Annotated in this window: 17 protein-coding genes; 9 read left to right on the top strand and 8 right to left on the bottom strand. The window is 66.1% G+C overall.

What is annotated here, in order from left to right; translation table 11 throughout:
• Positions 1 to 2 precede the first annotated feature (2 nt).
• Entirely contained in the window at positions 3 to 1,019 is a 1,017-nt protein-coding gene (locus tag TL10_RS17630; protein ID WP_043986618.1) for an AraC family transcriptional regulator, read from the bottom strand.
• Between the two features lie 120 nt (positions 1,020 to 1,139).
• On the opposite strand from TL10_RS17630, the gene TL10_RS17625 reads away from it, so the two are divergent.
• On the top strand, positions 1,140 to 3,161 hold the full coding sequence (locus TL10_RS17625) for a fatty acid desaturase (protein ID WP_043986617.1): 2,022 nt from the start codon (positions 1,140 to 1,142) through the stop codon (positions 3,159 to 3,161).
• Between the two features lie 238 nt (positions 3,162 to 3,399).
• Here TL10_RS17625 and TL10_RS17620 read toward each other — a convergent pair whose 3' ends face one another.
• From TL10_RS17620 to TL10_RS17605, 4 genes are all read right to left on the bottom strand, one after another.
• On the bottom strand, positions 3,400 to 4,941 hold the full coding sequence (locus tag TL10_RS17620; RefSeq protein ID WP_043986616.1) for an APC family permease: 1,542 nt from the start codon (positions 4,939 to 4,941) through the stop codon (positions 3,400 to 3,402).
• Positions 4,934 to 5,785 carry a universal stress protein gene (locus TL10_RS17615; RefSeq protein WP_043986615.1) on the bottom strand — a complete coding sequence of 284 codons (852 nt, stop codon included), beginning with the start codon at positions 5,783 to 5,785 and terminating at the stop codon, positions 4,934 to 4,936. The genes TL10_RS17620 and TL10_RS17615 overlap by 8 nt, the downstream gene beginning before the upstream one ends.
• A gap of 3 nt (positions 5,786 to 5,788) precedes the next feature.
• Positions 5,789 to 7,732, bottom strand: a complete 1,944-nt coding sequence (locus TL10_RS17610) for a primary-amine oxidase (RefSeq protein ID WP_043986614.1) — start codon at positions 7,730 to 7,732, stop codon at positions 5,789 to 5,791.
• Positions 7,733 to 7,796: 64 nt separating this feature from the next.
• Positions 7,797 to 9,227: a gamma-aminobutyraldehyde dehydrogenase gene (locus tag TL10_RS17605; RefSeq protein WP_043393183.1), complete on the bottom strand. Its 1,431-nt coding sequence runs from the start codon at positions 9,225 to 9,227 to the stop codon at positions 7,797 to 7,799.
• Positions 9,228 to 9,366: 139 nt separating this feature from the next.
• On the opposite strand from TL10_RS17605, the gene TL10_RS17600 reads away from it, so the two are divergent.
• The gene (locus tag TL10_RS17600; RefSeq protein WP_081936623.1) at positions 9,367 to 10,902 is read left to right on the top strand and encodes a PucR family transcriptional regulator; all 1,536 of its coding nucleotides are present in this window, start codon (positions 9,367 to 9,369) and stop codon (positions 10,900 to 10,902) included.
• Here TL10_RS17600 and TL10_RS17595 read toward each other — a convergent pair whose 3' ends face one another.
• Complete coding sequence (locus TL10_RS17595) at positions 10,903 to 13,746, bottom strand: MMPL/RND family transporter (RefSeq protein WP_043986613.1); 2,844 nt, start codon at positions 13,744 to 13,746, stop codon at positions 10,903 to 10,905.
• Positions 13,743 to 14,174: an MmpS family transport accessory protein gene (locus TL10_RS17590; RefSeq protein WP_043986612.1), complete on the bottom strand. Its 432-nt coding sequence runs from the start codon at positions 14,172 to 14,174 to the stop codon at positions 13,743 to 13,745. Before TL10_RS17590 ends, TL10_RS17595 begins: the two co-directional genes overlap by 4 nt.
• 445 nt (positions 14,175 to 14,619) lie before the next feature.
• Here TL10_RS17590 and TL10_RS17585 point away from each other — a divergent pair, with 445 nt between their 5' ends.
• Together TL10_RS17585 and TL10_RS17580 are read left to right on the top strand one after the other, a co-directional pair.
• Complete coding sequence (locus tag TL10_RS17585) at positions 14,620 to 15,801, top strand: NAD(P)/FAD-dependent oxidoreductase (protein ID WP_043986611.1); 1,182 nt, start codon at positions 14,620 to 14,622, stop codon at positions 15,799 to 15,801.
• 55 nt (positions 15,802 to 15,856) lie between these two features.
• Positions 15,857 to 16,126 carry a metal-sensitive transcriptional regulator gene (locus TL10_RS17580; protein WP_043393193.1) on the top strand — a complete coding sequence of 90 codons (270 nt, stop codon included), beginning with the start codon at positions 15,857 to 15,859 and terminating at the stop codon, positions 16,124 to 16,126.
• Positions 16,127 to 16,144: 18 nt separating this feature from the next.
• On the opposite strand, the gene TL10_RS17575 is transcribed toward TL10_RS17580, so the two are convergent.
• Positions 16,145 to 16,837 (bottom strand): cupin domain-containing protein, encoded by a 693-nt coding sequence (locus TL10_RS17575; RefSeq protein ID WP_110789120.1) that lies wholly within the window; start codon positions 16,835 to 16,837, stop codon positions 16,145 to 16,147.
• Positions 16,838 to 17,009: 172 nt separating this feature from the next.
• Between TL10_RS17575 and TL10_RS17570 the strand changes: the two genes are divergently transcribed.
• From TL10_RS17570 to tatA, 5 genes are all read left to right on the top strand, one after another.
• Positions 17,010 to 17,216: a hypothetical protein gene (locus TL10_RS17570; RefSeq protein ID WP_043393199.1), complete on the top strand. Its 207-nt coding sequence runs from the start codon at positions 17,010 to 17,012 to the stop codon at positions 17,214 to 17,216.
• Positions 17,217 to 17,350: 134 nt separating this feature from the next.
• On the top strand, positions 17,351 to 18,709 hold the full coding sequence (gene pafA / locus TL10_RS17565) for a Pup--protein ligase (protein WP_110789119.1): 1,359 nt from the start codon (positions 17,351 to 17,353) through the stop codon (positions 18,707 to 18,709).
• 69 nt (positions 18,710 to 18,778) lie between these two features.
• Positions 18,779 to 19,768 carry a helix-turn-helix transcriptional regulator gene (locus tag TL10_RS17560; RefSeq protein WP_043986644.1) on the top strand — a complete coding sequence of 330 codons (990 nt, stop codon included), beginning with the start codon at positions 18,779 to 18,781 and terminating at the stop codon, positions 19,766 to 19,768.
• Positions 19,765 to 20,745, top strand: a complete 981-nt coding sequence (locus TL10_RS17555; protein ID WP_043986610.1) for a helix-turn-helix transcriptional regulator — start codon at positions 19,765 to 19,767, stop codon at positions 20,743 to 20,745. The genes TL10_RS17560 and TL10_RS17555 overlap by 4 nt, the downstream gene beginning before the upstream one ends.
• 31 nt (positions 20,746 to 20,776) lie before the next feature.
• Positions 20,777 to 21,034, top strand: a complete 258-nt coding sequence (gene tatA / locus TL10_RS17550) for a Sec-independent protein translocase subunit TatA (protein ID WP_043393213.1) — start codon at positions 20,777 to 20,779, stop codon at positions 21,032 to 21,034.
• Positions 21,035 to 21,059: the final 25 nt, after the last annotated feature.

Genomic DNA, 21,059 nt, shown 5'->3' with positions numbered 1-21,059 from the left:
AGCTACGACCGCGGTCTGCGGAAGTAGCTCGGCGCGGTGCCTTCCCAGCGCTTGAAAGCGTGGGTGAAGTTGGCTGTTTCGGCGTATCCCAGGCGTCGGGAAATCTCCTCCACCGACAGATCCTGCTGGAGCAGCTCGACGGCCAGGTGCCAGCGGACCTCGTCGAGCAACGCGCGATACGACGTGCCCTCGGCGGCGAGCCGACGGCGCAGGGTGCGTGGGTCGACGTGCAATTCGTCGGCGACGGTCTGCATCGCCGGTAGTTCGCCGGGGTTGTGCAGCAGCCGGCTGCGGACCTGCCCTGCGATCCCGACGCGAGACAGCCTGCGTTCGAGCAGTTCCCGACATTGCTGCTCGATCTTGCGTGCCGTGTTCGCATCGGCGAGTGGCGACGGCATGTCGAGCACCTCATGGCGGACGGCGAGTCGGTTCGTGGACTGACCGGAACGTACGTCGGACGTGGGAAGCTGCCATAGCTCGGCGAGCTTCGCGGCGCGATCGGCGTCGAGGGTCGTCTCCGCCCGCGTGGGGGTCAGTGCCAGATGGGCGCCCTGTGTCGCCGCGACGAATCCGGCCAGGTCCCGTTCGACGATGAATGACCGCACATCTGTGGGCAATTCGCTGTCATCGCCCACGAGGTACCCGTACTCGTCGTCGGTCTCGACCGAGAATCGCAGGTGGGTGGGGGACAGCGCCAGGTAGGGCAAGATCAGCTCAACGCCCTTCCTCAGGGTGGGGCTGGCCAGGATCAGGAAGCCGAGCAAGCCGGCCCGGCCCAGCGTGGAGTGCAGTCCCACCTCGATGCCGACACCTGGCCTATCGCCGAGTCCCGCAATGAGATTGCGGATGACGTCGAATTCCTGGTGGGCCCAGATTTCGGCGTTCTCGTCGTCCAGATCGGTCTCGGACAACCCGCTGCCCGTCAGGCATTCGGCCGCGGTCATGCCATGAGCAATAGCGCCCTGCACCATGATGCGGACGCCTTCGGTGCCCCGCGGCACCGCCCAGACCGGGGTCATTCCCACTGTCCGAAAATACCAAATCGTCGTCCCGTTGGAACATTCAATCGCGAAGGCCGCCTCCGTAGCGTTTTCTCCAGACGCAACCGACGTTGGTTGCCGGAACAGACGGAGTGTCGAATGTCGCCAGTCGAAGTGGTTGATCGGGCGGACAGCCAAGCCGGTGCGCGTCAGGCGCTGCCGGATCCGGGCGAGCAGGTGCCCAAGCTGGCGTGGCCGACGGTGGCGCTGTTTCTCGCGGGAGCAGTCGCCTTCGCGGCGTCGACCGTCGGCTACATTTCCGGCGCGGTCCCGACATGGGTTCCGATCGTGGTCAACGCGGTGGTGACGTTCACGATGTTCACCGTCGTCCACGACGCGGTCCACTACGCCATCAGTTCTGCGCGCTGGGTCAACGGGTTGATCGGACGGTTGGCGGTGCCGTTCGTCCAGCCGTTGATCTCGTTTCCGTCGTTCGGCTTCATTCACATTGAGCACCACCGGCATTCGAACGATGACGAGAACGATCCCGATACCTTCGCCTCCCATGGGCCGGCGTGGCAGCTGCCGTTCCGGTGGGCAGTGCTCGACATTTGGTACGGCAACTACCTGATCGGCAAGATCCGTAGCCGCCCCAAGGCCGAGATCGCCGAAACCCTGGCGTGCGTGACCATTTCGGTGACCGGGCTGCTCGTCGCGATCATGTCGGGCCACTTCTGGACGCTGGCCGTCGTCTTCATCATCCCGCAGCGGATCGCGGTGGTGGTCTTGGCGTGGTGGTTCGACTGGATGCCGCACCACGGTCTGGAGGACACCCAGCGCAGTGACCGCTACCGGGCGACCCGAACCCGCGTCGGCATGGAGTGGCTCTACACCCCGCTGATGTTGTCGCAGAACTACCACCTGGTGCACCACCTGCATCCGTCGGTGCCGTTCTACCGGTACACCAAGACCTGGCGTCGCAACGAGGAGGCGTACCTGGACCGGGGCGCCGCGATTTCCACGGTGTTCGGGCAGGAGCTCAACTCCGACGAGTTCCGGCAGTGGAAGCAACTGAACGGCAATCTCGGACGAGCGTTGCCGGTGCGGATGCCGGATCGCTCCAGCGCTCCGCACGCGGTGTTCCACCGGATTCCGGTGGCCGCGGTCGACCCGATCACCGCCGACAGCACGCTGGTGACCTTCGCCGTTCCCGAGGCGCTGCAGGATCAGTTCCGCTTCGAGCCGGGGCAGCACGTCTCGGTACGCACCGACCTGGGTGGTGAAGGGGTGCGTCGCAGCTACTCGATCTGCGCGCCGGCCACCCGGGCACAGCTGCGGATCGCGGTGAAACACATTCCCGGAGGCACGTTCTCGGGCTTTGTCGCCGATCAGCTCAAGGCCGGCGACGTCCTCGAAGTGATGACCCCGGCCGGCAGCTTCAGTTCGGCGCTGCATCCGTTGCACCGCAAGCACTATGTGGGCCTGGTAGCCGGTAGCGGCATCACGCCGGTGCTGTCGATCCTGGCGACCGTCATGGAGCTCGAAACCGAGAGCCGCTTCACCCTCATCTACGGCAACCGCACCACCGAGTCGACGATGTTCCGCGCCGAACTCGACCGCCTCGAATCCCGCTACGCCGACCGCCTCGAAATCCGCCACGTGCTGTCGAGTGAGCCGATGCACATCCCGGAACTGTCGGGTCGCATCGATGCGGAACGCCTGACCCGCTGGCTCACGACGGACCTGCACCCCGAGACCGTGGACGAGTGGTTCCTGTGTGGTCCCGCCGCGATGTCCACCGGTGTGCGCGAGACACTCATCGAGCGTGGCGTGGACCCCGAGCAGATCCATCTGGAGTTGTTCACCGGCTTCGATCGTGCCGACGCGCCGGCGCGCGACTACCAGGCGGCCACCGTCACCTTCCGGCTGTCCGGCAAGCAACAGACCGTCGACGTCGACGGCGGCGACACGATCCTGGAAGGCGCACTGCAAACCGGCAGTAGCGCGCCCTACTCATGCATGGGCGGCGCGTGCGGTACCTGCCGGGCCAAATTGCTCACTGGCACAGTCGAAATGGACCAGAACTTCGCCCTCGGGCGCAGTGACCTCGACGCCGGCTACATCCTCACCTGCCAGTCGCACCCCACCAGTCCGACGGTGTCGGTCGACTACGACGCCTGACGGCGCAAGAACGAGCGCATCCTGCTGATGGCAAGTTCCACAACGGGACTTGCCATCAGCAATGTGTGGCTGCCATCGATTGGTGGGGCGCCGGCTGTCGCGTTGACTCGGTAACCAGGCAGATGGCTACTCGGTCTTTCGCGCCCAGGTTTCCGAGTCAACGGGCACAAGGCAATTGCCGCTCACAACGAAACACGCCCCGCCATGCCGAAGCATGACGGGGCGAGTCGACCCCCGCTCAGGGCAGCGGGGGAGTGTCCATCGTCAGGGTCTCGCCGCGGAAGAACGCCGGCTGGGTGGCGCGCATGGCGAGCATCAGGACGGCGCCGAAGATCAGGATGCCGAAGCCCAGATAGAACACCAGGCCGATGCCGCCGATCTCCGCGCCGCTGCCACTGGCCGTCGGATCCATGCTGACCAACACAGATTTGACGAACACCGAGAGCAGCATGATGCCGCCGAGCAGCGGGAACACCAGCTTGTAGATGACGTTGTGCGCGTTGAGGAAAAGCTCCTTGCGGAAGAACCAGACGCACGCGAATGCCGTGATGCCGTAGTACCAGCAGATCATGATGCCAAGGGCGGCAATGGTATCCAGCAACGTGCGCTCGGACAGCAGCGTCACGACGGTGTAGAAGGCGGCGGTGACCACGCCGGCGACGACGGTGCTGTACACCGGCGACAGCGTCCGCGGGCTGACGCTGGCGAACCGCTTGGGGAAGGCGCCGTAGGTGCCCATCGCCAGCATGGTGCGGGCGGCGGGCAGCACGGTGGTCTGCAGGCTGGCGATCGATGAGGCGAATACCGCCAGCAGGAGCAGTGGCCCGCCCCAATCGCCCAGCACCGGGTAGGCCAGTGCGCCGAAGACGTTCGCCGCGTTGTCCTTGTTGCCCAGACCCAGGCCCGTGTCGCCGATACCGGCGTACATCATCACGGCGACCGCCACCAGCAGGTACGTCAGCAGAATCGACAGGACACAGAGCAATCCGGCGCGACCGGGCACCTTGGTGGGGTCCTTGCATTCCTCGCCCAGGGTCAGGCAGGTATCCCAGCCCCAGAACGCGAAGATGGAGCCGATCAGGCCGATCACGAAGGCGCTCATCGTCAGTCCGGTGAACGGGTCGAACCAATCGATGTCGAAGCTCAGGTGTCCTTCGGTCCCACTCGACCGCACGATCGCGACGATCGAGAACGTGACCAGCACGATCATCTGGAAGCCGACCAGCACATACTGCACCTTCTCGCTGGTGGTGATGCCGCGGCAGGAGATGTAGGTGGCGATGGCCAGCAGCGCGACGGTGGACCCGATGTTGATCCAGACGTTGTCGGCCGAGAGTGTGGCGAGCTTTTCGTTGTGGAGCACCTTGCCCAGGAACTCGTAGCCGAACTGGACGCCGATCGAGGCGAGGTTGGACAGCACGATGATGGTTGCGATCACCATGCCCCAGCCGCACATCCAGCCGACATAGGGGCCAAAAGCCTTGGTGGACCAGGTGAACGAGGCGCCGCAGTCGGGTGCCCGAGAGTTCAGCTCGCGGTACGCGTAGGCGGTCAGGAACATCGGGATGAAACCGGCGATCAGGATGGCCGGCATCTTCAGGCCGACCGCCGCGACGATCAGCCCGATGCTGGCCGTGAGGGTGTAGCCGGGCGCCACGGTGGAAATACCGAGAATCGCTCCGGTGATGGTGCCGATCCTGCCTTCAGCGAGGCCCTTGGCGACCAGACCTTCTTCCCGCTCGACGCGGGCCAGGTCGGTGTCGGCCAGTCTTTCAGTCATTATCAGCCCCTTCATCTTTCGGTACCACGATCATGGGGACCTGCAGGACGCGCAGCATTTTTGCGGCCGTGGATCCCAGGAAGAGTCGGCGGGGCTGCGCGAGCCGACTGGACCCGACCATGATGACGTCGCCGTCGTGCCAGCCGAGTTTGTTGACGGCGTCCTCGACGCCGGCGCCGGTGGCCACGCGTGAGCTCACCGGAATACCTTCCGGCAGGAAGGCTTTCGCTTGGTCGAGGGCTTTCTGTGCGTGCTGCTGTGCCAGCTCCAGATCGTCGGCGTCGTCGACGGCGACCAGCGAGACCAGGCGCAGCGGTGTCTCGGTGTCCCGGCAGAGTCGCAGCGCGGCGTCCAAGAGCAGCTTGGCTCCCGGGCGGGTGCCGACGGCACAGGTGACTTCGCGAATCCGATCGTTGCGCTTCAGCCGCGCGCCGCGGGGTGCGATGACCACCGGAATCGGCGACGCGTGAACCAGATCGTTGACCACCGAGCCCAGGGACAGGGAGCCGGCGATTCCGCCGCCGGCGCCGCCGACCACCAGGGCCTCGGCGCCCACGGCTTCCGCCGCCGCGATCAGGCCCGCGGTGCTGGATTCGTCGAAGCTCAGATGCGTGGTCACCGTGAGGTCGTTCTGGACTCCGGCCGCGGCTGCGGCGAGCCAGCTTTCGGCTTCGCGCTGCAGGATGCCGCCGGGTGTGGTGGCCAGTGGCGAACGGTCGCTGGGCAGCACCATGCACAGGTCGAGCTGTGCGCCGAGGGTGCGGGCGATCTGCTCGCCGACGGCGACGGCGTCGTCACCGCCCGGTGTGGCGAGATACGCGACCGCGATTCGTGGATTGCTCACGGCCTAACCTTCTTCGCAGTCGGAGGACATGTGGCAGGCCTTGGGCGGCGTCGGTGCCACACCGATCGAGGGGTTGCGGTCGAAGAAGCCGACCGGCTTGAGCCAGAAGCTGACGATGTCCGCCGGCATGATCGGCCAGTCCTCCGGCCGCGTGATGTGGTGGATGCCGAACACGTACCACAGCACGACGTCGGTGTTCTCGATCGAGCGGTTCGCCTCGGTCCACATCGGCAGGCCGGTGTCTACCTTGCTCTGTGTGACGAATTCGCCTGCGGGCCAACGCTCATCGGGAGAGTTGGGAGTCACCCACACGGTGTGCTCGATGGCCCGGCAACGCGCCAGGATCGGCGAGTTCGGATCGAACATGGCCGGGAACGCGCCGCCGGGCACGAGCTTGTAGGCCGGTGCGGTGCCGATGCCGTTGCGGACGTTGTCGTTGACGACCTTCCAAGCCCGCTGGGTCTGGAAGTTCATGTCCTGCTTGCCCTCGGCCTCGGTGCGCAGCGGGGTGTTGCGCTGCCGCAGCGACAGTCCGTACGGATTGTCCGGCCCCATGGGTTCGATCTCGGTCTCGCTGGCGTACACCGTGTTCTCGGTGCCGTCGACGTCGAGGTCGAGTCGGGCGACCAGGAAGTGCTGGTGGTAGGGCGCGTAGGTGCGGTTGTCGACCAGCGTGCCGTGCGGGTGGGCCTGCCCTTCCGGGAAGTTGCTCACCACCATGATTCCCGTTGCGCGGACCTCACATTCGATGTTGCCGTCCTGGTAGAAGCGCCAGTAGGTGAGGTACTCGTAGTTGGCGACGGTGACGTGGAACGACACCGTGAGCCGGCGCATGCGGCGCACTTCGGCGCCGGCGTGGTGGTCGACGTGCTTCCACAGCACGGCGTTGTCTTCTTCGTGGATACAGATGGCGTTCTTGATCGTGTACGGCTCGCCCTTGCTGTTGTGCAGCACGGCGTCCAGGTACCGGATCTCGCCGAGACAGTCACAGCCCAGCTCCAGCGAGGTGGTCATGAAGCCGATGCCCCACTCGCCGATGTCGAAAGCCGTTCGGCGGTAATGGTCGACGCAGTGATCGCGGTAGGGGACCATCATCTCGGCGAACGACATCCGGTTGGCCACCGACCGCACGTTGCCGTTGTCGTTGTAGCTCACCGCGTGCAGCGTCATGCCCTCGCGGTAGTTGAATCCGACGCGCAGCGACCAGTTCTGCCACTTCAGCAGATTGCCTTCGAGCGTGAACGAAACGCCCTCGGGCTGAGTGATGTTCAGGGGTTGCAACGGTTCCCGGGTGCTCGCCTTGCGGATGCGCTCGGGAATGTGCTGCGGCACATACTCACCCATCATTTCCGGCCGGTCGACGGTGAAGGTGTCCTCGATCTCCAGCAGTTCCATGGTGTTCATGTCGATAACACAGTGGAATCCGTTGACCGGGCCTGCGTAGGGGTTGGCGCCGTCGGCGGCCCGCACCCAGGTGTCGGTCCAGCCCAGGCGGCGGTCCTTGTACTTGTCCGGCATCACCACCTCGCCGTAGGTCCAGGTGTCCATGAACACCAGTTCCATGTCCGTGATGCCGCGCTTGGCCAGAGCCGCAATGACTTCCGGGTGCTTGCGCAGCACCTCGTCGGCCTCTTCCCACTCGTCGACGGTGAAGTTCGGCTGCACGCCGGGGATGTGGTCCCACGACAGCACCGACCCGGCGGTCAACGACACCACGCTCTTGTAGGTGTGGTTGTTCGAGGTATCGAGCACCGTCGCCAGCGCGCGCCGGTCCGGGGCTGCCCCGGTGGCGTCGAATGCGGCCACCTCAGCCTTGGCCGGTTCGATCATCTCGATGGAGGTGTACCGCCAGCCGTCCCCGACGCCGTGCGCGGCCGCGAGAATTTCGGCGACCTTGGCGAATTCGGCTGCGGTCAGCGGGTCGAGGGGATGGAAGGTGTCGGGCATCGGTGCGGCTCCTGTCGGCAGGGTGGGGTTCGAGTCGGCGGGGGGAACGAAAGAGGCGGACGGATCAGTCGTGGGCACTCATGACGTGCTTGATCCGGGTGTAATCCTCGACGCCGTAGATCGACAGGTCCTTGCCGTAGCCGGACTGCTTGAAACCACCGTGCGGCATCTCGGCGGCCAGCATGATGTGGCAGTTGATCCACACACACCCGAAATCGAGTGCGCGGGTGAACTTCTCGGCGGTCGCGTGATCCTTGGTCCACACGCTGGACGCCAGCGCGAAACGCACGCCGTTGGCGAGTTCGATGGCCTCTTCGTCGGTCGAGAACGGCTGGACGGTGATGACGGGCGCGAAGGTTTCTTCCTGGATGATCGCGTCGTCCTGGTGGACGCCGCTGATGATCGTTGGCTCGATGTAGAAACCCTTGTCGCCCCATTGCTTTCCGCCGGTGACGACGGTGGCGTGCGGCGGCAGGCTCTCGAGCTTCTTGATCACGGTGTTGAAGTGGTTGATGTTGTTCATCGGCCCGTAGAACGCGTCGGGGTCGTCAGGCAGGCCGGGACGCAGGTTCTGTGCGGCCGCCGCGAGCGCGGCGACGAACTCGTCGTGGATGGACTCGTGCACGATCACGCGGGTCGCCGCGGTGCAGTCCTGGCCGGCGTTGAAACAGCCGCCCTCGGCGATGCCGGCCGCAGCCTTGGCGATGTCGACGTCGGGGAAGACCACCACCGGTGCCTTGCCGCCCAGTTCCAGGTGGCTGCGCTTGAGCTGCTTGGCTGCCGACTCCGCGACGGCGATGCCCGCCCGCACCGAGCCGGTGATCGAAACCAGGCCGGGCACAGGGTGTTCCACCAGTGCCGCGCCGGTCTCACCGGTGCCCAGGATGACGTTCAATACGCCGTCGGGCAGGATGCCCTGGCTCAGCCGCGCCAGCACCAGGGTGCTCTCCGGGGTGGTGTCGCTGGGCTTGAGGACGACGGTGTTGCCCGTCGCCAGCGCGGGGCCGATCTTCCAGATGGCCATCAGGAACGGGTAGTTCCAGGGCGCCACCTGGCCGACGACGCCGATCGGTTCGCGGCGGACGTACGACGTGTAGCCCTCCAGGTACTCGCCGGCGGACAGGCCGTGCACCATGCGGGCGGCGCCCGCGAAGAAGCGGAGCTGGTTCGCGCCGGCGATGGCTTCTTCGGCGCGCACGACGGCCTTGGGCTGGCCGGTGTTGCGGCACTGGGCCTCGACGATCTCGTCGGCGTGCGCCTCGATGGCGTCGGCGAGCTTGAGCAGCGCGGCCTGGCGGTCACCGGGAGTGCTGCGTCCCCAGGTCTGGAAGGCACGTTCGGCGGCTGTGACCGCTGCATCTACGTCGGCACGGTTGGAGACCGGCGAACGTCCCACCACGGATTCGTCGACCGGGCTGATCAGGTCGATTGTTTCCGGCGATGACGACGCCACAAATTGCCCGTCAATGTAGTTCTGCAGTGTTTCGATCGACATCGCGCCGTCCTCGTGTGAAGTTGGTCAGACAACTGGCTGCCCAAGTGTGCGCCAGGACACACCCCTCAGCATCGGACAATCAGGGGATTTTCGGCGGAGTTTTTCGACATTCTGTACATTCATGCCGGTGACGGTTCCGGTGCGATGGGTGCTGGACCAAGCTGATCTGCGGATCCGGCTGCGCGGGGGCGCCGGCGGTGTCGGCCGCGAGATCAGCTTGGTGCTGACCACCGAATTGGCTGACCCGGCGAAGTGGCTGTCCGGTGGCGAGCTGGTGCTGACCACCGGCATCGGTTTGCCGCCGGGTTCTGCCGACCGGCGGCGCTATCTGCAACTCCTGCACGAAAGTGGCGTTGCCGGCGTCGGATTCGGTATCGGGCTGACCTTCAACGAGGTGCCCGACGAGCTGGTGTCCGCCGCCGAGGAGCTGGGTCTGCCGCTGCTGGAGATTCCGTTGCGGACACCTTTCGCGGCGGTCGTACAGCGGGTCAGTTCGCGGATCGCGGCGCTGCAGTACGACGCGGTGCTGCGGGCGTCGCGGGCACAGCCGCGGATCACGCGAGCGGTCGTGAGCGGCGGCCCGCAAGAGGTCGCCGCCGAACTGGGCCGGGCGCTGCGGGCCAGTGTCGTGGTGCTGGATCCGGCCGGCACGGTGATCGCGTCCCACCCGCGCAATCTCAACGTCACCACCGTCAACCTGGTGCGCGATGCCATCGAGCCCGGTGTCGCGTCGGCCGTCTCGGTGCTCGCTGAAGGCGTCACCGTCGCCCAGCAGTCCATCCGGGTCGGTGGCCGCTCACACGGCGTGCTCGGCGTGGTCAGCGAAACGGCGTTGAGCCCGGTCGACCAGGTGCTGTTGGGCCACGCAAACTCCCTGCTCGCATTGGATTTCGAGAAACCGGTGCGATTGAAGGAGGCGCAGCAGCGACTCAATGAGCAGGCGCTGGGCCTGATCCTCACCGGTGAATTCAACCTGGAGCCGGCCTGGGCGCAACTGGCTCAGGCCGCCGACCACCGGGGCCGGATCAGGGTGCTGGCCGTCCAGGCCGACGCCGACTCCAGCGCCGAAGCCGACACCGCGCACCTGCTGAAGAAGGTGAGTGCGGCGATCCTGGATCGGCTGGACCAGGCAGGTCAGTCGGCATTCGTGCATTGCGCCGACAAGTGGCTGGCGGTGCTGTTGCCGGGAGCGGAAGCCGACGAGATTGCCGCGGCACTGGTGGCCGGCATCAATCCAGCGCTGCGCCGGACGATCCGGATGGGGCTCAGCGGGATCCAGCCGCTGGCCAAGCTGGCCGAGGCCGTCGACAACGCCCGGCTGGCGGCCTCCGTCGCGGAATGTGGTCGGCCTCCGCTCGAATTCTCCGCGCTGGCCGGCAGTGCACTGCTGGCGTTCGGGGAGAGCCGGGAGGTGCTGGTTGCGCTCGGAGCGGCCGTGCTGACCCCCGTCCTCGACCACGACGCCGAGTTCGGCACGGGGTTGCTCACGTCACTGCGCGCATACCTGGAAGCCAACGGCCACTGGGAATCCGCGGCCGCGGCGGTCGGGGTGCACCGGCACACGATGCGCAAGCGCATCGAAACCGCCGAGGCGTTGCTCGGTTGCGATCTGGCGATCGCCCGGGTCCGCGCCGAGCTGCTGCTCGCGATCTTGGCGCGGACGCCGGGCGACTGATCAGCCCACCGGTGCGGGGGAGTGCTGCTCGGTTGGCGCCACCGCCCTGCGTTGGGGCCGCAGCGGCCACCAGAACCACCGGCCCAGCAGCGCTGCGATCGACGGCGTCATCAACGACCGGACGATCAACGTGTCGAACAGCAATCCGAGTCCGATGGTGGTGCCGGCCTGACCGATCGAGCTCAGATCGCTGGCTGCCATGGACATCATGGTGAAGGCGAACACCAAGCCGGCGGTCGTCACGACACTTCCGGTCTCACCCATCGAGCGGATGATGCCGGTTTTCAGTCCCGCGCCGATTTCCTCCTGGAACCGGGACACCAGCAGCAGGTTGTAGTCGGAGCCCACCGCCAGCAGGATGATCAGCCCGAAAACGGGTGCGATCCAGTTCAATTCGAGACCCAACAGGTCCTGCCAAACCAGCACCGAGAGTCCGAACGCGGCGCCCAGTGACAGCAGCACGGTGCCGACGATCACCAGCGACGCGACCAGTGCCCGGGTGATGAGCAGCATGACGACGAAGATCAGGGTCAGCGCGGCGGTCCCGACGATCAACAGGTCGTACTGCGACCCCGACTGGATGTCGCGATAGATCGCGGCGGTACCGGCGAGGTAGAACTTGGCGTCGGTGAGCGACGACCCCTTCACCGATTGATGTGCCGCGTCGAGCGTCGGCAGGACCGCGTCGATCCCGTCCGGGGTGGCCGGGTCGGCGGCATGGGTGATGATGAAGCGTGCGGCCTTGCCGTCCGGCGAGAGGAAGAGCTTCAGGCCTCGCTGGAAGTCCGGATTGGCGAACGCTTCTGGTGGCAGGTAGAAGTAGTCGCCGCTGCGCGACGCGTCGAAGGCCTGGCCCATGGCACTGGCGGTGTCGGTCATGGCGGACATCTGGGTGATCAGTCCGGAGAAGCTGCTGTGCAGCGTGAGCAGGGTGCCGCGCATGGACTCCACCGTCGTGATCATCGGCGCGAACTGCGCCTTCATTTTGGGCAGCAGCGCCACGGTGCTGTTCATGTCGGTGCCGAGTGCGGTCATGTCCGAACTGAACGTGTCCACGTTGTCGATCGCGTCGAAGACCGATCTGGTTGCCGCGCAGACCGGGATGTCGGTGCAGTGCTGCTCCCAGTAGAAGTAGTTGCGCAGCGGCCTGGCGAAATCGTCGAAATCCGCCAGATGGTCACGGAGTTCGTTCAGCGTCGTGTGCATCTGGTGCACGTCCGTCGCCAGGTGCGCAGTGGTGCCACTCATCTGCTCCACCAGCGCCTGCAGCCGCTTCATCGGTCCGATCAGACCACCGAGATCGTCACTCATCTTCAGGATGTCGCCCATGCGGTCCTTCATGATCTGCAGGTTCTGCTGGATCGGAATCGATTGGGCACTGACCTGGAAGGGGATGGACGTGTGCTCGGTCGGGCCGCCGAACGGCCGGGTGATGCTCTGCACCATGGCAATTCCCGGCAGCTTGAAGATGTCCTTGGCCAGCTTGTCCAGGATGATCATGTCTGCGCTGTTACGCATGTCGTGATCGGTCTCGACCATCAGGATGTCGGGATTCATTGTGGCAGCGCTGAAATGGCGTTCGGCGGCTTGGTATCCCACATTCGACGGTAAGTCATCGGGGATGTAGAAGCGATCGTTGAAGCTCAGTTTCATGGTTGGCATGAACATGAGTCCGACGAGGGCGACCAGGAGAGACGCCACGAAGATCGGCGCCGGCCACCGGACCGTGGCGGTTCCGATGCGCCGCCAGCCCTTCGTCTTGGCCTTCCGCTTCGGTTCGAGCAGGCCGCGGCGGGTGGCGACCGCCACCACGGCCGGCGCGGCGGTCATCGCGCCCGCGACGACCACGAGCAGCCCGAGCGCGGACGGAATGCCCAATGCCTTGAAGTACGACAGCCGGGCCAGGTGCAGGCACAGCGTGGCTCCGGCGATGGTCAGCCCCGAGCCCAGGATGATGTGGGCCGTGCCGCGAAACATGGTGTAGTAGGCCGCTTCCGGGTCCTGCCCGGCCTGGCGTGCCTCGTGGTAGCGACCCACCAGGAATATGGCGTAGTCGGTTCCCGCGGCGATGGCCAGCGAGGACAGCATGGCCACCACGAACGTCGAGAAGTCCAGCAGGTTGTGGTTTCCGAGCAGCGCGATCAGGCCCCTGGCGGTGCCCATCTCGAAGCCGACCATGACCAGCACGAGCACCACGGTGGCGGCGGAACGGTAGGCCAGAGCCAGCATGATGATGATGACGACGCCCGTCACCCCCATCATCACGAGCATGCTCTTGTCGGCGGCTTCGTTCATGTCGGTGGTCAGCGGCGCGGGCCCGGTGACGTAGACCTTCAGGCCCGGGGGAGGCGCCTGGCGATCAACGATTTCCCGCACGCGATCGACCGACTCGTTGCCCAGCGTGCTGCCCTGGTCGCCGGCGAGATTCAGCTGGACATAGGCGGCCTTGCCGTCGCGGCTCTGCACACCCGCCGCGGTGAGCGGGTCGCCCCACACGTCCTGGACGTGCTGGACGTGCGCGGGGTCCGCCTGCAGCGCCTGCACCAGGCCGTCGTAATAGCGGTGGGCCTCGGCGCCGAGTTTCTCGTCGCCCTCCAGGACGATCATCGCGATGCTGTCAGAATCCGATTCGCGGTACGTCGCGCCGATCTTCTTGGCGGCGATCAACGCCGGCGCATCCTGCGGCGACATCGTCACCGCGTGGTCTCGGGCCACCGATTCGATCTGCGGCACAAGCACATTCAGGCCGACCGTGAGCAGCAGCCAGCCGATGATGATCGGCCAGGCGAACCTGCGAATGAACCGCATGTATGCCGGCGGGGTGCTGGTGTTGTGGCCGCTCATGCGTTCTTCACCAGACATGAGGTTTGGGCGTGGCGTCCGGTCGAGGACTGCTCCTGGTGGGTCTCGCCGTCGACGGTGATGCGGCAGCCGAGTCGGTCGCCGTCACCCTGCGCCACCACGCTCGCGATCGTGGCCGGCGCGGTCGTGCTGATCGTGACGGTCCACGGCAGGCTCGTGAAGCTCGCCTGCACCGGCTGGGCGTTCTGATCGAGGAAGTTGACGCTGCCCGCGGTGTCGCTGGGGCCGAAAACCTCATAGACCACGTGCTTGACGTGCGTGGCCTCGAGTGGTTCGGCGCCACTGCCGGTTGCGGTGAAGACCGGCTCGGAGCCGAAAGCGCCACGCAGTTGGGTGACCGCGACCGCGCCGAGCGCGACGGCCACCACGGCCACGGTGGGCACCCAGATTCTGGCCAGGACGGTTGGCATCGTTGTTTCCCTTCACCGGTGTGCTGGTTATCGCGTGAACGGGGCAGCGTGTCGACCGCATCGCGATCAGCTCCATGGATACCCCATGGGGTATGCCCAACGTCGCCAGCGTACCATACCCCCTAGGGTATTCAAGACGTGGTGATATGACACACAAGGGCGTTGGCAAATACCCCTAGGGGTATGCTATAAACGATAGAGATCAGCCCGGTCGAATCGAATGACCAAGGAGTGCAACGTGTTCACCCAGGTCGAGCATCCGCGCGTCTACTGAAAGGTTCGAAGATGTGTCAACCCAAGCGTTGTTCGGTGTGCGGCAAGACCACCTGGTCGGGCTGCGGGATGCACGTGGATGCGGTCAAGGCCGCGGTGCCCGCCGATCAGTGGTGTGAAGGGCACCCCAAATCCGATCGACCGTCCCGGATGAAGTTCTGGAGGTAGCAGCATGAAGAACAGCAAGTTGGTCATCCTCGGCGCCGGTATCGGTGGCCTGTCCGTGGTCAAGGAACTCGCTGAATCCGGTGTCGCCCTCGATGATCTCGACGTCACCATCGTCGACGAGGACTTCTCGCACTTCCTCGGCTTCACCCTGCCGTGGGTGCTGCGCGGTTGGCGCGCGGAAGGCACCGTGCCCATCGAGCCCACGGTTTCCGCCCTGCGCGGCGTCAACACCGTCACCGGAACCGTTGCCGACGTGGATCATTCGGCGCGCATGGTCAAGTTGACCGACGGCACCGACATCGCCTTCGATGCATTGATCATCGCCACCGGTGCCCGCAATGTCATCGACAAGGTTCCGGGTCTGCGGGACGCCGTCGACGCCGGATCGGCCGTGCACTACTACAGCGCTGACGCCGCGGCTGCCGCGCACACCGCGCTGGAGCAATTCTCCGGTGGCAGGCTCGTCTTCCTGGTCACGTCGTTGCCGTACCGCTGTCCCGTCGCACCCTACGAGGGTGCGCTGCTGGCCGCAGACCTGTTGCGTGACAACGGCCATCGTGAGTCGACCGACATCACGGTGTACACCCCGGAAAAGCAGCCCATGCCGTCGGCGGGGCCGTACGCCGGGCTGGAACTGGTGGAGATGTTGGGCGCCAACAACATTGCTTTCCACGGCGAGCATACGGTCGAGCGCATCGATGCCGAGGAGAAGGTGATCCACTTTGCCGACGGCGCCAGTGCCGAGTTCGACCTGCTGGTGTTCGTCCCGCCGCACGAGCCGGCCGTGACGCTCGACGGCGCGGGCTGGATCGCCGTCGACACCGATATGGCCACCGGGTTCCCGGGCATCTTCGCCATCGGTGACACCGCCGCGGTGAACGCGGAGTCCGGTCGGACGGTGCCCAAGGCGGCGATCTTCGCCAAGAACGGGGCAAAGGCCGCTGCCCGCAATGCCCTGCACTACCTCGGCCGGGTCGACGACGGTGCCGCGCTGTCGGGTGAGGGTTACTGCTACATCGACGTCGGTGGGCACGTCTCGGCTCAGGGTAAGGGCAACTTCTTTGCGACGCCGCATCCGGCGATCCATCTGACCGAGCCGTCCGAACTGCTGCACCGCGACAAGCAGGCCGAGGAAGACGACTGGCGGGCGCTGTGGGAGCGCGCCGCCGTGCCGTCCGGCCGCTGATACCCTGTGGGGTATAGCGGAGCGGGCCGGAAAACTAACGAAAGGTAGGTGCGACATGGTCGGTGATGAAGAGGCCATGGCCGCCGTCCTGGCCCGGTTGCGTCGGGCACAGGGGCAGTTGGCCGGAGTCATCTCGATGATCGAGCAGGGCCGCGAGTGCAAGGACATCGTCACGCAACTGGCGGCGGTATCGAAGGCGCTGGACCGCGCCGGGTTCAAGATCGTCGCCACCGGCCTGCGCGAATGCCTGGCCGGGAACGCCGAGGATGGTCGTGCGCCGATGACCGAGGCCGAGCTGGAGAAGCTGTTCCTTTCGTTGGCCTAGCTGCACTGTCCAGCGGGGTCAGGCGGTCGGCCGCTTGATGATGGTGAGCGACTGATCGATCTGCTTGAACTTGGTGAAAGTGTCCGCGGGCACACCGAACACCACGCTGAGCACATCGGGCGGCAGCTTGCTGATGGACGCACCGATCCCGATGTCGTCCTTGCCCTCTTCGGTGCTCGCGTTGAAGACGATGAGCAGATCGAGTTCTTGGGTGCCCTTGTTCTCGAAGTAGTGCAACGAGCCTTGCGGGGCGAACACCACATCGCCCACGTTGGCCTCGAAGTGTTCGGAATGCCCGAGCGGGTCGAGCTGTGTCCAGGTCGCGACGCCGCGCGTGATGACGTTTATCTCCCAGGCGCTGGGATGCCAGTGTGGCTCGCGGATCCCACCGGGTTCGAGCGTCACCATCACGACGCTGGCTTCCTGCCCCATCAGTATCGGCCAATTGCCTTCGTACGCTTGGCGTAGCGTTCCGCCGTCGAACTGCGTCTTCTGTAGTGCGCCGAGGTGGAACATGTGTGGCTGCGCGGTGTTCAGTTCGGCAGGGATGCGGGGATTGCCGAAACGGCCGGCTTCTGGGTTCACGGCTGTCTCCTGGGTGTTGTTGCGGGGCAAGGGGGATGAGAACGCGTGGTCGGCACCTGCGCCGGCGATCGCCGCCACGCCGACTGCGCCGGCTCCGCCGAGCATCGTGCGTCGATTGATCATCATGTGGTCAGCGTGGTCCGCGGCGGTCTCGCTGTCGTCAGCGCTGACCCCCAGGTGTGTCTACCGGCTAGCTGCAATCCGGAATGGGTGCCTGCGGTAGCGACTTTTGCCTGCTCAGAGTCGACGATTGAGTCAGTCCGAAAACGGACGAGCACTCTGACAGAAGGCGCCGATCATGAAGAACCCGATCAAGTTCATCGCTCCCGGACTGGCCGCGGCCGGCATCGCCGGCGCGCTCCTGCTGGCACCGATCGCCAGTGCGAACACCGACCCGCTGGTGCCCAACGGGACCGATCCGCATTCGTCGTACGTGCTGGGCGAGCACTTCTCCAACCACGACGAGGCCAATCAGACCGCGGGCAGCTTGGACGTCCCGTTCTGATCGTGCCGAGTTGGCCCGGCTCCGGCCGCCACCCACCGTGGGTGGCGGCCGGAGCCATTTCTGGCTGTCCGACGTGGATGGCTACCCGGCCTGTTGCCCACCCATACCCAACGCCAACCCGTAAGCTCGATTATGTGCAGCGACGGATCATGGGAATCGAGACCGAGTTTGGCGTGACCTGCACGTTTCATGGTCACCGCCGGCTCAGCCCGGACGAGGTAGCGCGGTATCTGTTCCGGCGAGTGGTGTCCTGGGGCCGCAGTTCCAACGTCTTTCTCCGGAACGGCGCACGCCTGTACCTCGATGTGGGTAGCCACCCCGAGTACGCGACGGCCGAATGCGACAACCTGGCGCAGCTGGTCACCCACGACCGCGCCGGTGAGCGCGTGCTGGAAGACCTGCTGGTCGACGCCGAGCAGCGGCTGGCCGACGAAGGCATCGGCGGCGACATCTACCTGTTCAAGAACAACACCGATTCGGCCGGCAACTCCTACGGTTGCCACGAGAACTACCTGATCGTGCGGGCCGGCGAGTTCTCCCGGATCTCCGACGTGCTGCTGCCGTTCCTGGTCACGCGCCAGCTGATCTGCGGCGCCGGCAAGGTCCTGCAGACCCCGAAGGCCGCGACCTTCTGTCTGAGCCAGCGGGCCGAGCACATCTGGGAGGGCGTCTCCAGCGCCACGACGCGCTCGCGCCCGATCATCAACACCCGCGACGAGCCGCACGCCGACGCCGAAAAGTACCGCCGGCTGCACGTCATCGTCGGCGACTCCAACATGTGCGAGGCCACCACCATGCTGAAGGTGGGCAGCGCCTCGCTGGTGCTGGAGATGATCGAAGCAGGCGTCCCGTTCCGGGACTTCTCGCTGGACAACCCGATTCGGGCCATCCGCGAGGTCAGCCACGACCTGACCGGGCGCCGCGCCGTGCGGCTGGCTGGCGGACGGCAGGCCTCGGCGCTGGACATTCAGCGCGAATACCACTCGCGCGCCATCGATTACCTGCAGACCCGCGAGCCCAACGTGCAGCTCGAGCAGGTCGTCGACCTGTGGGGCCGGCAGCTCGACGCCGTCGAGAGCCAGGACTTCGCCAAGGTCGACACCGAGATCGACTGGGTGATCAAGCGGAAGCTGTTCCAGCGCTACCAGGATCGCTACAGCATGGAGCTGTCCGACCCCAAGATCGCCCAGCTGGATCTGGCGTACCACGACATCAAGCGTGGTCGCGGCGTGTTCGACCTGTTGCAGCGCAAGGGATTGGCCGCCCGGATCACCACCGACGAGGAGATCGACGCGGCAGTCAACACGCCGCCGCAGACCACCAGGGCCAAGCTGCGCGGCGAATTCATCACGGCCGCACAGGAAGCCGGGCGCGACTTCACCGTCGACTGGGTGCACCTCAAGCTCAACGACCAGGCGCAGCGCACCGTGCTGTGCAAGGACCCATTCCGGTCGGTCGACGAGCGGGTGAACCGGCTGATCGCCAGCATGTGACGGTCGCGTCCGTCGCGGCGGGCGCGCCGATAACAGGGCAGCCCACAGCAACCACTTAGTCTGTTGGGCGTGGCGACGTCCAAGGTAGAGCGGTTGATGAACCTCGTCATTGCGCTCCTGTCCACCCGTAGTTATCTGTCCGCGGAGCAGATCCGGGCCAACGTCACCGGCTACCAGGACCCGCCGACCGACGAAGCGTTCTCCCGCATGTTCGAACGGGACAAGAACGAGCTGCGCGATCTCGGCATCCCGCTGGAGACCGGCCGCGCCTCGATGATGGACGTCAACGACGGCTACCGCATCAATCGCACCGCGTACGAGTTGCCGCCTGTCGAGCTGACCGGTGATGAAGCAGCCGTCGTCGCCATCGCCACGCAGCTCTGGGAGTCGCAGGAGATGGTGACCGCCACCCAGAGCGCGCTGCTCAAACTGCGGGCCGCGGGGGTGGACGTCGACGCGTCCGACGCCGGCGTCGCGATCACCACCGGAGCCGCCCCGGGCCTGCGGGGCTCGGAGGAGGCGCTGGGAATCCTGTTGTCCGCCATCGACTCCGGACGAGCTGTGCAGTTCGCGCATCGACCCAACCGGAGCGCGCCGTACATCGACCGCACTCTCGAGCCGTGGGGCGTGGTCACCTACCGCGGCCGGTGGTACGTCGTCGGGCACGATCGGGACCGCAACGCGGCGCGCACCTTCCGGGTATCGCGCATCGGCGACGGTGTCCGTGCGGTGGGACCCGACCGCGCCGTCACCCGGCCGGACGGGGTCAACCTGCGCGACATCGTGCACCGGGCGGTCGCCGAATGGCCGGCCGGTGAGCTGGCCCGGATCTGGGTGGCCGACGGCCGGGGGACGGCACTGCGCCGGCAGGCCGTCAGCACCACACCCAGTGCGCGCAATGGGCGCGGCGGCGACGAGGTCGTCGTCGACATCGGCATGGTCGACCGGCTGGCCCGCGAGGTCGCCGGTTACGGCGCCGACGCCGTGGTGCTGGAGCCGGAATCATTGCGGGACAATGTGATCGGCCGGCTGCGGGCGCAGGCGGGGGAGGGCGCATGAGTAACGTGTCGAACCGCTTGGTGCGGCTCTTGAACATGGTTCCGTATTTCCAGGCGAACCCGCAGATCAGCCACGACGAGGCGGCCGCCGAACTGGGCGTGACCCGCAAGCAACTGCTGGCCGATCTCAACCAGCTGTGGATGTGCGGCCTGCCCGGCGGGCTCCCCGGCGACCTGATCGACCTGGACTTCGAGGGCGACACCATCGAGGTGATCTTCTCGGCCGGGATGGACCGGGCGCTGCGCCTCACCTCACCGGAGGCCACCGGTGTGCTGATGGCGCTGCGGGCGCTCGTCGACGTGCCCGGTGTCGTCGACCCCGACGTGGCGCGCAGCGTGATCGCCAAGATCGAGGCCGCCGCCGGCACTGCCGGAGCGATCGCGGCGTCGGTGCCGGCCCCCGATATCACCGGCGATGCCGAGAACAAGGCCACCGCGGTGGTGCGGGCCGCGGTCCGGGACAAGCGGGCGTTGTCCCTCGAGTACCACTCGGCTTCGCATGACACCGTCTCGCAGCGCACCGTCGACCCGATCCGGGTGGCCCTGATCGGCGACCACAGCTACCTGGAGGCGTGGTGCCGCACCGCCGAGGGCGTGCGGCTGTTCCGCTTCGACCGCATCGTCGACGCCACCGCCCTGGACGAACCGGCCGCACCGCCGGCGCCCGCCGTGCAGGCCGGGCCCGACACGTCACTGTTCTCCGCCGACACCGCGGATCCGGCGCTGCCCGTGGCGACACTGCTGATCGACGTGTCCGCGTCGTGGATGTTCGACTACTACCCGCTGGCAGTGCAGCGGGAGATTCCCGACGGCAGCTGGGAAGCCACCATGACCTACGCGTCGGACGAGTGGATGGCCCGTTTCGTCCTCGGTTTCGGTTCGGCGGTCCGAGTCCTTGACCCGCCCGCGCTCGCCGACCGCGTGCGCGAGTCCGCGGTGGCGGCGCTGGCGGCGTATGAACCCGGCCTTGGCGAGTAGACTCGGCCTCAACTTCTGGAGGTGACCCAAATTGGGCGGTTTGCAACCGTGGCACTGGTTGATCGTCATCGCGGTGTTCGTGCTGCTCTTCGGCGCGAAGAAGCTGCCGGACGCCGCGCGTTCGCTTGGCAAGTCGATGCGCATCTTCAAGTCCGAGTTGAAGGAAATGCAGTCGGACAGCACGTCGGAGCAGTCAGCGGCTCCGCGTCCCATCACTGCTGAACGCGTCGAGAACCCGGCACCTGCACCGCAGGCAGCGCCGGATGCCGCGGACAAGCACCCGGCCTGACCTTTTGCCGTGATCCCGCCGCAGG

Source organism: Mycolicibacterium llatzerense (assembly GCF_000878195.1).
Classification (GTDB): domain Bacteria; phylum Actinomycetota; class Actinomycetes; order Mycobacteriales; family Mycobacteriaceae; genus Mycobacterium; species Mycobacterium llatzerense.
The sequence above is the reverse complement of the archived record's forward strand: the minus strand, read 5'-3'. Positions and strand labels throughout refer to the sequence as shown.